Genomic DNA, 14,257 nt, shown 5'->3' with positions numbered 1-14,257 from the left:
ACGAATTGGAGATGTAGGAGTGATGACTTCTACATCTTCTCAAATTCAGCAGAAACAAGCTGACCATCATAAGATTTGAAGTGGCCAGCCCACAGCTCGGCTGTGACCTCAATTGTGCCGTAAAAGTCCTCAATCTCTCCTATCAAAGAAGCTTTATTTTCAGGGTCTAAATAATGCACTCCATAAAACTCCCAGGGTGAGAGCACACTTGTCATATCAGCAAGCCCAATTAGATTTGCATTGCTTAGCGACCAAGGCTCAAGTAACTTGAGCGAAGTCACCTTTCCAAGCTTATTTAATTCGATTAACTGGTTACAACCAGTGTAAAACACCGTTTTCGCATCCACGCTTTGCCATTGAACTAGGCTTTGCTGGTGATGTTGTACAAACTCGTCTATCTCGATCTGACCTTTATAGCAACTAAGTGCGGCTGGTTTGGTGACATTAAACTCACCAATCTGTAAGCCAGAAAGCTTAGTTTTTGGCTCTTTGGTGTATTTTCCTTCTTGATAAAACGTCACGCTAGGAAAAGTGTTTTTGATAGCCATCATCACCTTCCCACTCAATGTAACCTTCGTGATTTCAACGGTTTCATCTTGAATATGAATGGCTAGGTTAATGTCGTAAATATTAATAAGATTAGCAAGACTTACAGGCAACAAATTGAAAGCATATTGATAACCAACAAACAGATTGTTTTCGAATAGTAACGCATGATTTCTACCAATGATTGCTAGCTTTTGCCGTTCATTAAGTGGCCAGACAAGGGTAAAGCGCCCCACTTTTTTCTCTGCTTCAGTATAGGTATAGCCTAACCTAATACCAAAGATTTGCTTTTGTGAAATTACCATATCATCAACTTGCGTCTGTTTAGGCACATGTACGTTAGGGTTTGGGTCTATCTCCACGTTAAAGGCAATCCGCTGAGTTTTACCAGAAAACGATGTTGCGGTTATCATGTTATAGTTTTTAGCCGTGATGGCTTCCGAAGTCTCACAGGCAGTGACTGGGTAAGCTACAATCCGACCAGAGACACTTACTTCTTTTGAGGTGTCTTTGATACGCTCTTTGAGTACCACTCTATCAACAATGACGCCGTACGAATAAGCTTGTGCTTTAGTTGACAGCGCTTCGAATAGCTTCATCTTTACATCATCGCTCAGTTTACCCGCTACTTTTCGGACTTGTTCACTACTTGCTTCTCTTCCAGCAACCGCATAAATCGAGCCTGAACTTTGCGCAACTAATTCTATCTGTTGTGTTTTTTCAGTAAGCAGACAGTTACTTCCTTTCATAAATACTTGCGTTGCGCTTGCTGATGTAGACAGCATCCACATACTGACCAACAGAACTTTATTATTCATCGTTACTCTCTGTTTAATTGCTCCTCATTTAACCTAGCGGAAATCGACACAAACCTGTAGTTTTTCATTTGCCTTTGTTACTGTACGAGCACATTTAAAAAGGATGCTGTTATCTATGTCTAAAGTTATGATCACCGGCGCAACTGGTCTACTTGGCCGCGCGCTTTGCCAAGAGCTAAGTAGTACCCATGAAATTTTAGGATGTGGCTTCAGCCGAGCCGCCGCGCCACTTCACAAACTTGATTTGGCTGACCACAATTCGGTTTTAGACTTCTTAGATAGTCACAGCCCAGAAGTACTTATTCACGCAGCCGCAGAGCGCAGGCCTGAGCATTGTGAGCGAGACCAAGCGGCAACGCTTGCACTTAATGTTGCAGCAACCGAGTTCTTAGCCCAAGCCTGCCGCGAAAGAGATATTCGATTTTTCTTTATTAGTACTGACTATGTGTTTGACGGCACCTCAGCACCTTATGTTGAAACAGATATCACTAATCCTGTGAACTTCTACGGTCAAACTAAGCAAGCTGCGGAGCGTGCCATACTGGCAGACAGCGCACTACACACCATAGTGCGAGTGCCTGTATTATATGGCGAGGTAAAAACGCTGGAAGAATCTGCGGTAACCGTTATTGCCAAGCAGCTGTTGACCAACCCTGCTTCAAGTCACGATCATTGGGCCATTCGCTACCCAACCCATGTCAATGATATTGCGCTAACCCTCAAGGATGTTATCGCACAGCCTAGCCTTGGTGGAATTATTCATATCAGTGGCAATCAAGCATTCACTAAATATGAAATGGCGCAGGTCATGGCGCAGGCTTTGCAGCTACCGACGCAAGATCTCATGCCGCTGAGCCAACCGAGTGACGATGCAACAAGACCAAAAAATTGTGCTCTAAAAGACACTAGATTGATTAACATGGGGATCGCCCACCAACGCGATTTTGCAACCGCGGTGAGTGAAGTACTCACGAACCACAAATAACGCTTAGAAGAGGTTATTACGACCAAAGGGCACTTCTAATGTATTGTCATTGGCTGACACTGGGTGCCCTATCATCTCGTCATAAGCACTTTGATGTCTAATCACCATTTCCATGTAGCTAATATCAAGCAGGCGTTTTTGAATTTGCAGCGGGTTATGTGCTTTTAAAAACTCACCATTTTCTTCCGTGACATAATATTCCACGTTATTAATAAGCACACTGACTTGATAAAGCGCTAAATCAATGGAATGCACTATTACCTTTTGCAGCGGCTGATGTTGTTTTAACTTTGAAAACGCAATGGCCATTGATATTCCCCATACATGGATCCAAACAGTCTGTTGCCCTACAATACGCGCTGTTATCTCATTTTGATCATGTGAATGTCTATGTCCTATCCGATGCGTTTGGCTAAATATCTCAGCCACTGCGGTGTTTGCTCTAGGCGACAAGCGTCTCGCTTAATTGACAGCGCAAGAGTGACCGTAAATGGTCGCTTGGCCAATCACATAGATCACATCAATTTGACCGATTCCATTATGGTCGATGGTGAACTGGTCGCGCCCCCGCAAGCGAGAAGGCTCTTTGTTTACCATAAACCTGTTGGTATAGACTGCAAAGTGAATCCAGATGACCCAGCTAGTATCTATCATGTACTACCTAAATCGTGTCGTGTTTATCCAATAGGTCGGTTAGACAAAGACAGCCGGGGGTTACTACTACTCACCAACGATGGGGCACTGTGTCAGCAGTTAATCCACCCAGACCATCATCAAGAGAAAGAATATGAGGTGCAAGTCGACAAGCCTCTAGATCCAGGTTTTTGCCTTAAAATGGCAGCCGGCGTGCCAGTGAAGGGCCAAATAACCCTACCCTGTACCGTTGAACAAATCGCACATGACCGCTTTAGAATAGTGTTACGCCAAGGACTTAATCGCCAGATCAGAAGAATGGCACATCACTGTGGTTATCGGGTTATCGACTTATACCGAGTGCGTATCGCAAACTTAGCATTGACACAGCTAGAGGTTAACTCCGCTGAAGTGAAAGAGATTTCAGCAGAGTTAATTAAATTGACCTGAGTGTAGAGTCACGCAAAGGACAACTATAAACCACACACCACAATAATGGCGATAGCACAGCCGAGTCCTAGCGCCCATACGATGGAGCGCAGCACGTCAATATTCGCCCAATACAGCACACAATATAATGCTCGAGCGACAATATGGCCTATGGCTAGCCATTCGACTAGAGAAGTGTAGGTTTGGGTGCCAAACGCAACGGCTAAGGCGACAGCAAAAACAGCTAATGACTCAAAACAGTTTTGATGTGCGGCTAATGCTCTTGCCCCCAGCCCTGTCAGCTTCTTTTGCTGTTCACGCGGGAGCTTGTTGTCATAGCCCCCTTCTTTGTTCATCGCCACTGCCACAGGAATTTTGGCAAAATAAGGTAGTAAGATAGCAAGAATTGCACAGATGATTAGTATACCCACAAGATACTCCTTCAACCTTTTGATTATTCAACTCAGTAGAGCAGAATAGCGTTAAAAAGAAAAGCCATAAGTGAATACGTAATACCCTAACCTATGGCCCAATCTTGTAGCATCGACCTAATCATATCGTGATACTGAAAATTGAACATGTGGCAAATTGTCGCAGTACGCCAACCACAAGAATGCTTCCGTAGCACCTTGAATACACATTGAATTATTTTCACTATCACGATAATTCATTTATTCAGACTCGCTCCTATCCGGTATGCTGATACACATTCGAGCATTGTAGAGTCACCTCTCATGTGGATTTTGTTCACCTTACTAGCTGCTTTTTCTCAGGCTTGGCGAAATGCTTTTCAAAGCAAATTGAGTGAAAGCGCCTCCACAGCCAGCGTCACCTTAGCAAGATTTATTTTAGCCAGCCCACTTGCGGGCTTATATCTTTGGAGCCTTTATCAGATCACACCTGCAGAATCGCTCGTCATTAACGATGACTTTTTAGCCTTTGTGCTGGGGGCCAGTGTCATGCAGATCATCGCGACGGGGTTAATGGTGGTGCTGTTTAAGCAAAATAATTACGCCATAGGTGCTGGACTTGCGAAGAGTGAGGCACTCGTGGCGGCGATTTTGGGCGTACTCTTTTTTGGCTCGAGCTTAACTTTACTCGGTTGGTTTGGTGTCTTTATCGGTGCTATCGCGGTGTTGTTATTGAGCGGTTTTAGCCTGCGTGCTTTCAATGGTAAAACTGCACTAGTGGGACTTGCCTGTGGAACAAGCTTCGCGCTTACTTCTCTTTGGGTGCGTGAAGCCAGTATTGCATCGGGCCTACCTTTCCCCCACAGTGCAGCCTGGGTGTTATTGTTAGTGCTGGTTTGCCAAACTGTGATGTTGAGTATGTATTTGACGATACGCGAACCACACTCTTGGCGCGTGCTGTGGCAACGCCGCAAACTGACGCTGGCAATTAGTGTTAGCAGTTGCACCGGTTCTATAGGTTGGTTTAGCGCAATGAGCCTTGAGCATGTCGCCTACGTGAAAACACTCGGCCAAATCGAAGTGTTTTTCACTTTGCTTATCTCATTCTTGTGGCTCAAAGCGCCGGTAAAGAAGCGCGATTCAATGGGACTCTTACTCATCGCCGTCGCGGCTATTTTGGTTATGCTAACTTAAGTACCACAACCCCACTGATGATAAGTAACACACCCAAGTAGCGCATAAAACTACTTGGGTCACCGTAGAAAAAGATACCCACTAAGAATGTGCCTGCCGCGCCAATACCCGTCCACACCGCATACGAGGTACCCAGTGGAATTTGCTTTTGCGCCAACCATAACATCCAGCCGCTCAAGGCCATAAAACCAACGGCTATCACTATGCCTAGCCAACGAGTATCGGCTTGTTGCGCCATTTTCAGACCAACGGGCCAACCTATTTCAAACAGGCCAGCCATAATTAAATAAACCCACGCCATACTATTTTTGTTTCAACTCCACAGAATACAGGTCTTTTCTTCGGTCTCGTAAATTACGCACCGTTCCTTCACTATGCAATATTTTGAGTTTATCTAAGTCTAAGTCACTAAATAACAGCATTTCCGTATTTGGTGTTGCTTCGTTGAGCGCGGCATCATGAGGAAAAGCAAAATCCGATGGCGTCAACACCGCTGACTGCGCGTACTGCACATCTAGGCTTTCTACCTGTGGCAAGTTGCCAACGCTTCCTGCGATAACAACGTAGCATTCGTTTTCAACCGCACGAGCTTGCGCACAGTGCCTCACCCTTAAATAACTGTTTTTCGTGTCAGTCCAAAATGGTACAAACAAAATATCCAGCCCTTTTTCAGCCATGATCCGTGATAACTCTGGAAACTCCACGTCGTAGCATACTTGGATCCCTACTCGGCCCGCATCCGTATCGAACACTTCAATTTTATCACCGCCTTTGATAACCCAATCGTAGTCTTCGTGAGGGGTGATATGAATTTTACGTTGTTCATCCACTTTGCCAGAGCGGTGACACAAGTAACTGACGTTATAGAGCTTGTCGCCCTCAAGTAGCGGCATAGAGCCCGTGATAATATTGGCATTGTACTCAATCGCCATTTGCGACATAGCGGCTCTAAACTGCTCGGTATACGTCGCCAACGCACGAATAGCTTCGGTCTGATTTCTATAGCTTCCGAGACCCATTAGTGGCGCGTTAAAGAATTCAGGGAACAGGATAAAGTCACTTTGGTAATCCGAAACCGTGTCCACAAAATACTCAACTTGTTTCATTAGCTCCTCTACCGATTCCACCCGGCGCATTTGCCACTGTACAGCCCCCACTCTGACGATGGTTTTCTTACTTTCGATCACGGTATCGGTGGGCTCGAAGAGAATGTTATTCCACTCAAGTAGGGTCGCATAGCCTTCGGAGTCCTGATCTTCCGGTAGATATTGTTTAAGCAGTCGCTTTACTTGGAAGTCGTTGGCAAGTTGGAAGCTTAGAATGGGGTCGTGTAATTCTTTATGATCGACTTTGTTTATATACTCCATCGGCGACATACTGCCACGGAATTGCTTATAAAGCGGAATACGGCCACCTGCTAAAATCGCACGCAAGTTGTACTGACGACAAAGCTCTTTACGGGCATCATACAGTCGCCGACCAAGGCGTAGACCACGATGGCTTTTGGCTATCACTACATCCAGCCCGTACAGCGCATCAGCATTACTATCACTAAAAATTCGGCTATGCGCGTCAACAATGTCTTCATAGGTATGCGGGTTAGAAAAGGTTTGATAGTCAACTTGAACACTCAGCGCGATACCGACGAGACGCTCACCGTCTTTGACACCGATCTGTCCCTCAGGAAACTGGTCAATCAACCTAAATATCGTATGACTAGGCCACGCTCCACCGAGATCTGGGTAGGCTTCATCCATTAATGACTTAACCTGATCGTAGTCAGGCTTTTCTAGGTTACATAGCGTGATCCGCGCTTTTTCTACAGACATATCAACTCCAAAGCTTTTATTATCTAACCTGAGGTTTGGATAAGGAATGTTCCAACTCATTGTTGCTAAAGCACAACTTAGTTTTTTCCTTGTCTAGCCAGAGAGTTTTAGGGAAAACACCGCTTCCGCGTCCTGCTCTCGCTAAGGTACCTACATCCTGTAGGCAAGGCGAATTTACGCGCCAATAGCTGGCTATTGGAAGTGAATTCAACGCAGTTAGCACTAAAACTGGCTGCTAGAAAGGCATTAGTTATCCACAGCTCAGGTTATCTACCTATCTCTCACTCTACTACAGCCAACCTTGCTGGATGCTGAGCGAATAACCAGAGCTTAGGTCAAATAGACGGCAAATCACAATAGAGCTTCTATACTTTATTTTATTGTGAATACCACAAGAGCTTACGTTTGACTAAATACCACCCTTATAGCAAACCAGACCAAGTAGAAGCATTAAAATTTGCATTATTACGACGTGTGGCCGCGTATTGCATGTGGCTACACGCTGGCCTCATTGGTGTATTTTGGCATTTAGAGGTGAACATACTTGCTTGGGTCAACGTGGGTAGTGTGCTGATGTGGTACGTTGGCATTAAACTCATTGATGCGAGTAAGCCCTCTATTGCACTGCGGGTTTTCTGCCTTGAAGTCGCCGTCCATGCGACGCTGGTGTGTGCCTATCTCGGCATGTCACTCGGGTTTCAGTACTATCTCTGGACAGTGTCTTGCCTCATGTTGTTAGACTACCAACTCAGGTTACGCAATGCCGTGATTTATTCCGTTGTGTTGATCACGCTATTCGCAGTCTTAGAATTATTGTTTGGTGATGTTGCCTATCAATATCGCTATCAACAGTTAATTCCCTATGTCCATTTTGCCAATGTGCTCATATGTGGTATTCCAATGATCTACACAATCAGCCACATACGTAAAATGACGGTGCAACAAAGAGACAAATTAGAAGAACTCGCTGCACACGATCCGCTCACTCAAATGTTCAACCGTCGCTATGCGCGCGAATTAATCACCCATGCTAAAGAAAACTGTATCTCTACTCACTCTCCTTTATGTTTGGTGATGGCGGATATCGACCACTTTAAAAAAATCAATGACACCTTTGGCCATGACAAAGGAGATCAAATCTTAAAAAGCGTGGCCGAAACAATCAAAGCACATATTCACCCTGCAGACATTGCCGTTCGTTGGGGTGGTGAAGAATTTTTAATTGTGCTGGCGCCTTGCTCTAGTGGAGAGGCAATGCAGCGCATGGAAAAATTACGACGAGCCGTCGAAGCCACCAGTTTTGAAAACGAAATACTTAAAGTCACCATGAGTTTTGGCGTTGCAAATTGGGACCCTAGTCAAACTTTTGAGGTCGTCATTCAACATGCAGATGCTGCGCTTTACGACAGCAAACATTCAGGTCGAAACCGTGTTACCGCAGCACCGATTTTGCGTGTATCGGAGGGCGTAAGTTAACCCCTCCGATACGTTCAGTGCAAAGCCTTACTTAGGTGAAATGACGATCTGATGAGTTATTTTGCCCGGTAACAAAGGGGTGTTACCTCCTCCAGCATAGTCATTAAACCCCGTACGATAAAATGGTGATAGCGGATGTCCACTTTGGCCACCAGCAACCGTTAAAATCGCATTTTCTAAATGGCCAGGTTGTGCAATAAAGCGCTGTGATGCACCGAATGACTTACCTTGCACTGCTGGCATAAAGGTATCACCAAAGGCTTGTGTGGTTGGCATATCTAACAATCCACTTAGCATAGGCATTTGTTTGGAGAATGGGTGCTGCACCTTAAGTGCATTCACATCTCCCCAACGCCAAGCGGCCATATTACTGCCATAGCGTTCACTGAGTTTTTGTTTGGCTAGTTGATATGCCGCCAGCTCAAGTTCATTCCAATTGCTATAGCTGCCAAGCCAGCTATTTGGCTGCTCAGTTAAAAGCTGCCAAAGACCGGGTTCGAAATAACCTTTAACAGACTTCAGCGACAGGCTCTGCGTTTGTAAATACTGCTCTAACGGCGCATATAATGTGTCTATCAAGGCATTGCGATAAGCTTTCACCAAAGTGTAGCCAACTGAATCAGCACACGCGCAGCCCTGCCAGTCTTTAAGTAACTTTAAGTCTTTATCAAAGGAGCTTGGGTCTTGTGTTTGCAATAGCGTGACTAAACGCTCATGCCAAGGCGTTAAAAACTTCGCTTGGTTATCTAGTTGCAGCTGATAGAAATCTGCTTCGGTGAAAACTTGCTTACTAATCAGGCCATCACGAATTTGTGCTGCGCGTGCACCTGGCGCATAACCGCCATCACCAAAGCGTTGATTATCCGCGACAGACACGACTCGAGCGTTTGCAGTCCATAACTTACCGCTTTCAGGGTCTTGTACCACCGGGCGAATACTCTCGTTATTTTGCCAAGAGGATTCATACTCTTCCTGCTTCACCGCAGTATCATGAGCAAACTTGCGAGCAGGAATAGCGCCAATCGGCGTCCACGCTGCACTACCTTGACTATCCACCACGACCAAATTCTGAATTGGAATGCCCACATTTTTGGCATGTGCAGTCGCTTCTCCAACTTCAGAGAACAGCTCAAGCTGAATGAGCTCTAGATTGACTGCATAGGGCTGGTGAGCAACCCAACTCAGCGCAAGCTTTTTATCACCCAACTGCTTTACTGGGCCAAACGCACTCATTTCCAACTGATAGGTATGCACCTCACCGCTAGGTAACATAATCTCTTCAGCGATCTGCTGTGTTTTGGTGTCGCTATTAAGCTCTATCCAATCAGCAGCATCTAGATAGCCATTCGTAAATCCCCATGCGATGTGATTATTGCTACCAACAACGATGGCAGGCGCGCCAGGTAACGACACGCCTGTGACTTGTACCTCTTTACCCTGTTCCTGATAGTTTAGCTGCGCGCGATACCAAATTGATGGTACGCTTAAACCCAAATGCATATCGTCCGATAGCATAGCCGCTCCTGTTTTCGTCAGCGCACCGGTTACCGCCCAGTTGTTACTGCCATATAACGGTACATCTTCAATATGCTGGGGCTGAATTTGCGCCAGATGCGGCTCTAAGATTGGAATAGCGGCAGTTGGTGCCGTTATTACGCTACCATCTAATGCGGCTTGATGGTGGCTGGGCTGCAAAATGAAATCGAGCATACCTTGACCATATTGCTGCTTAAGGGCTATCAAGGCTTCATCACGCTCATAGTTGGCTGTTTGTAAATCTAGATACATGCTGAAAATAACTAGCAAGCTGTCCTCTGGCTGCCAAGGTTTAGGTTTTGATCCCAATAGCAAATATTCAAAACTGGTGAACCCAGATTGCGCTCGACCATCATTCACTCCACGAGTATAACGCTCAAGAGTTAATCGATAAGCACTCGGTAAGGACCGTACAATTAACTCAGCTCGCTTTCTAAACTGATGAAATCGCATCCTTTCATCTAAACCTATTGCAGCGGAACCAAATAACTCGCTCAACTCACCCGCAGCATTACGACGTAATAAATCCATTTGAAAAAATCGGTCTTGGCCGTGCGCAAAGCCCAAACCATAGGACGCATCTGCTCGCGAGTCCGCCGATACCACTGCTTGTCCCATCGCATCTCGCGCTACCGTCACGGTATTTTCAATTGTCGTAGCACTACCTTTTCCATCGAGTGCTGGCAAGCTCAATGCCAACAGACCATAGATGGTCGCTGTCCCTAGTAATACGAGCAACAGCAGTACGACAACAATTCGTTTAATCCAAGTAAGCATGGCTATCCTTTACAATGTGCTAAATATACAGCTGGAAGGTATATCATGTCATCGGCCAATAAACCAATATTCTCGACTGTGTCACAGTTATAAGACAATCAAGTTAAAACGTTTTATTTTGCTCAATTAGATTTCGCTTTGTGAGGACTGAACTATAGTTAAATCATCGTCTTCAACACAAAAACACCATGATTTCTGAACTATCGACATCACCACTTAAATTTCGCTTTGTGAAATATAGCTTCTGGCTTCTGCTGGTCGTGATCATTGCGGTGGCATGGTATGTCGATCAAGTAAACTATCGCCGCTTAATCGCAATAGAAAAGAGTCGCTCGACCGAGGAAGTGAATGTCTACCGCACTAAAATAGAGGGTATTCTGGCAAAAAATGTACAACTTGTCAGAGGGCTAGGCATTGCCCTTTCAGGTCAATCCGAGCTATCTCAAGCTCGCTTCGAACAGCTCGCAAAACCCTTATTCGATAGTAGCCGAACCCTTCGCAATATCGGAGCAGCCCCAAATATGCGGCTCGACTATATTTATCCTTTAAAAGGCAATGAAAAAGCCATAGGCCTAAACTATCAAACCCATCCGACGCAAAAATACGGCGCAATACTCGCCAAAGAAAGTCGCGAAATCGTGATGGCAGGGCCACTAGAATTACTTCAGGGCGGGACTGGTTTAATCGCAAGAGTTCCAGTTTACACTGATAAAACCCACTTCTGGGGGTTACTCTCTGTCGTGCTCGATATGGATAACCTTTATCAACAAGCAAACTTTACCGCATTAGAAAGTCAATACCTGATTGCGATTCAAGGCGTGGATGGCAAAGGCCGAGAAGGTGATTATTTTTATGGCAACAGTAATATACATTCGCTTGCCCCCATCGCATTTAGTGTTAATGTGCCCTCCGGTGAGTGGGAACTCTACGCCGTGCCCCGCGTTGGCTGGCAACCAGCAGTAACTGCGGTATGGCCTTTTCGCTTAGCAATCATCGCGCTGATTGTCATCTTTATTGCCGCATTTATCTTTATCACTCGACTGCTATCGCAACTTCAACGCAATGCCTTATCACTGACCAATATGGGCATACTCGCAGAAGTTGGCGCGTGGGAAATTAACGTCAAAACCCGTGATATTATTTGGTCGGACGTCACCCGTAGTATTTTCTGCGTGTCAAGGCAATTTCAGCCTACTTGGATGAATACGACAGAGTTTTTCAAAGCAGGTTTGCACAGAAAGCGCTTGCAAGACTGTATTGATGAACTTATAAAAACCGGCCATGAGTTCGAAGAAGAATTTATCATCCAAACCCAAAAGATGGATGACTTATGGGTGCTGGTGAAAGCACGCGCTATTCGCAGTGGCAAACGCACTAACCACATTTTTGGTTCCATTCAAAATATTCATAAACGCAAAATCATGGAGATGGAACATGATAAATTCGCCAAAAATAATGAGCTCCTTGCCCATTTGAGCTCTCACGAAGCCATCTTAAATAACCATCTCAGCAAAGCACTCACACTCTGTGCAGATACCTGTAGCAAAGGAGTGGAGGTTAATAAAGTTAGCATTTGGCAATTTAATGAGGATAAAAACCAGCTGATCCCAGTGTGTTTTTCAAATGCAGCGATGGATAACTTAGAGCACTTTCCTCCTTGGCGAAAAGCAATAGCGCCTGCGTTATTCAATGAAATTGAGAGTGGCCAAATAATTGCGGCGGAACAAGCTGAAAACCACCCAACAACAATGGCCCTCACCACAACGTACCTTGAGCCTTTTGAAATTAAGGCGATGCTTTGCTGCCCTATCAGTCATAAAAACCAAACCTTAGGCGTTCTTTGTGCAGAGTACGACATAATAAGTCCACCTTGGGGTCAAAGCGATCTCCGTTTAATGAAGTCTATCGCCGCCATGTTAGGAAGCCTTTTTATCAATAAAGCCCACCAAAAGGCAAAAAATCAAGCCATCATTGATAAAGATTTAGCAGAGCAATCCGCAAAAATGAAGGCTGAGTTTTTAGCCAGCATGAGTCATGAGATACGCACCCCACTTAATGGTGTAATGGGTATGGTTGAGCTTGTCATGCACTCACAACTCACTTCGACTCAACACCACCAGCTCTCCTTGGCACATAGTTCAGCGAAATCTTTGCTCACTATAATTAATGATATTCTCGACTTTTCCAAAATCGAGGCTGGTAAGCTAACGATAGAATTTGTTGAGTGCGATCTTATCGAGATGCTCAGTAATATGCTGTCTGGGTTTGTGCGCGCCGCTGATGCCAACAATAACCGGCTGCATATCGATTTATCAGGTATGAAAGTCCATACCGCGCAAACTGATCCGAATCGCCTCAAACAAATTCTCAATAATTTGCTAAGCAATGCAATTAAGTTCACCCATGATGGTTCAGTGACATTAAGCTGCCATACAGAACAAACGGGCGAGCAAACTCGGCTTTGGTGCAGTGTAGAAGATACAGGTATCGGTATATCAAAGGAAAAGCTCAATAAAGTTTTTGATTCATTTACCCAAGCAGATATATCAACCACTCGGCAATATGGCGGTACAGGGCTTGGTCTCACCATTGCAAAGCAATTATCTCAATTGCTCGGTGGCGACCTACAAGCATTTAGTAAAGAACACGTTGGCAGCACGTTCTCCTGTAATGTGCTACTAACTGCTGCCAAACCCATTACCGAGCATGAAAAGTCTGATAATTCAACGTTATATATATTAAGCGAAATCAATGAAGACTATAGTAAACTACTGAAGCCTTGGCATATCACGTGCTTACACGTGCAGCAACTTGATATGCTCATGACTCAGCTACAACAACCATCCTCACATCTTGCTGTTATTTTGGATGCCAAGTTACTCAATGCCATACCACGGAAAAAGCAACAAGCACTCAAAACGCAGCTAACACAACAACAGATCGCTCATGTGGTTGCCGTTGAAGAACAAAGTAGTGAAACGCTCTCGCTATTTTCCTCTTGTGAGCGGGTGTACTACCCCATTACGCCATATGCAGCACTTCAGGTGTTCAACTCTGATTATCAAGATCCAGACAAGCCGAAATCCGTCAAAGCCGATTCACCGGTCAGTGCTGAACCCTTGTTAGCACGCTCAATCTTATTAGTGGAAGATAATCGGATAAACCAAACCGTTGCGATAACCATGTTAGAACGTTTAGGTGCAAAAGTAGTCTGCCAAGAAAATGGAGAGTTAGCACTTGCACACTTGCAATCGATTAACAAACCTTACGATGTTATTCTAATGGATTGTCAGATGCCGGTGATGGATGGTTATCAGGCAACACAGCAGATCCGCCAAGGTGTTGCCGGAAAAAACCATCAGAATAGCGTGATCGTTGCACTAACCGCCAACGCGATGCAAGGTGATAGAGAAAAATGCCTCAATGCAGGTATGGATGACTACCTCACCAAACCCATTGACTTTGATGAGCTAAAAGCCAAACTTCTGCAAGTAAAACCACAGCAAACAATGCAGGCACCTTCGTCTACGGCCCAACAAAGTTAGCTCGCACACTTTGCTACAGTAAATATTGGTATTATATTGCTATTATCAAGATGATGTTATAAATCTCATCAGCAACAAC

The 14,257-nt window shown here is 45.0% G+C and carries 11 protein-coding genes; 5 read left to right on the top strand and 6 right to left on the bottom strand.

All coding sequences use genetic code 11. The annotated features are described in order from the left end of the window. Positions 1 to 29: 29 nt before the first annotated feature. The gene (locus PNC201_RS00370; protein ID WP_102055829.1) at positions 30 to 1,364 is read right to left on the bottom strand and encodes a hypothetical protein; all 1,335 of its coding nucleotides are present in this window, start codon (positions 1,362 to 1,364) and stop codon (positions 30 to 32) included. A gap of 115 nt (positions 1,365 to 1,479) precedes the next feature. On the opposite strand from PNC201_RS00370, the gene PNC201_RS00365 reads away from it, so the two are divergent. After that, complete coding sequence (locus PNC201_RS00365; protein WP_102055828.1) at positions 1,480 to 2,349, top strand: dTDP-4-dehydrorhamnose reductase family protein; 870 nt, start codon at positions 1,480 to 1,482, stop codon at positions 2,347 to 2,349. Positions 2,350 to 2,352: 3 nt separating this feature from the next. On the opposite strand, the gene PNC201_RS00360 is transcribed toward PNC201_RS00365, so the two are convergent. After that, positions 2,353 to 2,658: a DUF6482 family protein gene (locus PNC201_RS00360; RefSeq protein WP_010604220.1), complete on the bottom strand. Its 306-nt coding sequence runs from the start codon at positions 2,656 to 2,658 to the stop codon at positions 2,353 to 2,355. A gap of 81 nt (positions 2,659 to 2,739) precedes the next feature. Between PNC201_RS00360 and PNC201_RS00355 the strand changes: the two genes are divergently transcribed. After that, positions 2,740 to 3,432: a pseudouridine synthase gene (locus tag PNC201_RS00355; protein WP_029215736.1), complete on the top strand. Its 693-nt coding sequence runs from the start codon at positions 2,740 to 2,742 to the stop codon at positions 3,430 to 3,432. A 23-nt stretch (positions 3,433 to 3,455) separates the two neighbouring features. On the opposite strand, the gene PNC201_RS00350 is transcribed toward PNC201_RS00355, so the two are convergent. Beyond that, a complete protein-coding gene (locus tag PNC201_RS00350) occupies positions 3,456 to 3,842 on the bottom strand; it encodes an MAPEG family protein (RefSeq protein ID WP_010604218.1) in 387 nt (128 codons plus the stop codon). 303 nt (positions 3,843 to 4,145) lie between these two features. On the opposite strand from PNC201_RS00350, the gene PNC201_RS00345 reads away from it, so the two are divergent. Next, positions 4,146 to 5,015 carry a DMT family transporter gene (locus PNC201_RS00345; protein ID WP_102055827.1) on the top strand — a complete coding sequence of 290 codons (870 nt, stop codon included), beginning with the start codon at positions 4,146 to 4,148 and terminating at the stop codon, positions 5,013 to 5,015. Here the strand turns inward: PNC201_RS00345 and PNC201_RS00340 are convergent. Both PNC201_RS00340 and PNC201_RS00335 read right to left on the bottom strand, forming a co-directional pair. Continuing rightward, positions 5,002 to 5,316 (bottom strand): DMT family transporter, encoded by a 315-nt coding sequence (locus PNC201_RS00340; RefSeq protein ID WP_010604216.1) that lies wholly within the window; start codon positions 5,314 to 5,316, stop codon positions 5,002 to 5,004. The two genes, PNC201_RS00345 and PNC201_RS00340, sit on opposite strands and share 14 nt — an antisense overlap. Before the next feature lies 1 nt (position 5,317). Further along, complete coding sequence (locus PNC201_RS00335; RefSeq protein WP_010604215.1) at positions 5,318 to 6,844, bottom strand: carbon-nitrogen hydrolase family protein; 1,527 nt, start codon at positions 6,842 to 6,844, stop codon at positions 5,318 to 5,320. Between the two features lie 405 nt (positions 6,845 to 7,249). On the opposite strand from PNC201_RS00335, the gene PNC201_RS00330 reads away from it, so the two are divergent. After that, positions 7,250 to 8,320, top strand: a complete 1,071-nt coding sequence (locus PNC201_RS00330; RefSeq protein ID WP_102055826.1) for a GGDEF domain-containing protein — start codon at positions 7,250 to 7,252, stop codon at positions 8,318 to 8,320. 27 nt (positions 8,321 to 8,347) lie between these two features. On the opposite strand, the gene PNC201_RS00325 is transcribed toward PNC201_RS00330, so the two are convergent. Then, positions 8,348 to 10,633: a penicillin acylase family protein gene (locus PNC201_RS00325; protein WP_102055825.1), complete on the bottom strand. Its 2,286-nt coding sequence runs from the start codon at positions 10,631 to 10,633 to the stop codon at positions 8,348 to 8,350. Between the two features lie 188 nt (positions 10,634 to 10,821). Between PNC201_RS00325 and PNC201_RS00320 the strand changes: the two genes are divergently transcribed. Next, complete coding sequence (locus PNC201_RS00320; protein ID WP_102055824.1) at positions 10,822 to 14,178, top strand: ATP-binding protein; 3,357 nt, start codon at positions 10,822 to 10,824, stop codon at positions 14,176 to 14,178. The last annotated feature ends 79 nt before the right edge of the window (positions 14,179 to 14,257 follow it).

It is taken from the genome of Pseudoalteromonas sp. NC201 (assembly GCF_002850255.1).
In the GTDB taxonomy this organism is placed as follows: Bacteria; Pseudomonadota; Gammaproteobacteria; order Enterobacterales; family Alteromonadaceae; genus Pseudoalteromonas.
This window is presented reverse-complemented; position numbering and strand designations above follow the sequence as displayed.

Bases quoted from the DNA above. Each gene is read 5' to 3' on its own strand.
- PNC201_RS00370 (WP_102055829.1), bottom strand. From the start codon at position 1,364: ATGAATAATAAAGTTCTGTTGGTCAGTATGTGGATGCTGTCTACATCA.
- PNC201_RS00365 (WP_102055828.1), top strand. From the start codon at position 1,480: ATGTCTAAAGTTATGATCACCGGCGCAACTGGTCTACTTGGCCGCGCG.
- PNC201_RS00360 (WP_010604220.1), bottom strand. From the start codon at position 2,658: ATGGCCATTGCGTTTTCAAAGTTAAAACAACATCAGCCGCTGCAAAAG.
- PNC201_RS00355 (WP_029215736.1), top strand. From the start codon at position 2,740: ATGTCCTATCCGATGCGTTTGGCTAAATATCTCAGCCACTGCGGTGTT.
- PNC201_RS00345 (WP_102055827.1), top strand. From the start codon at position 4,146: ATGTGGATTTTGTTCACCTTACTAGCTGCTTTTTCTCAGGCTTGGCGA.
- PNC201_RS00340 (WP_010604216.1), bottom strand. From the start codon at position 5,316: ATGGCGTGGGTTTATTTAATTATGGCTGGCCTGTTTGAAATAGGTTGG.
- PNC201_RS00335 (WP_010604215.1), bottom strand. From the start codon at position 6,844: ATGTCTGTAGAAAAAGCGCGGATCACGCTATGTAACCTAGAAAAGCCT.
- PNC201_RS00325 (WP_102055825.1), bottom strand. From the start codon at position 10,633: ATGCTTACTTGGATTAAACGAATTGTTGTCGTACTGCTGTTGCTCGTA.
- PNC201_RS00320 (WP_102055824.1), top strand. From the start codon at position 10,822: ATGATTTCTGAACTATCGACATCACCACTTAAATTTCGCTTTGTGAAA.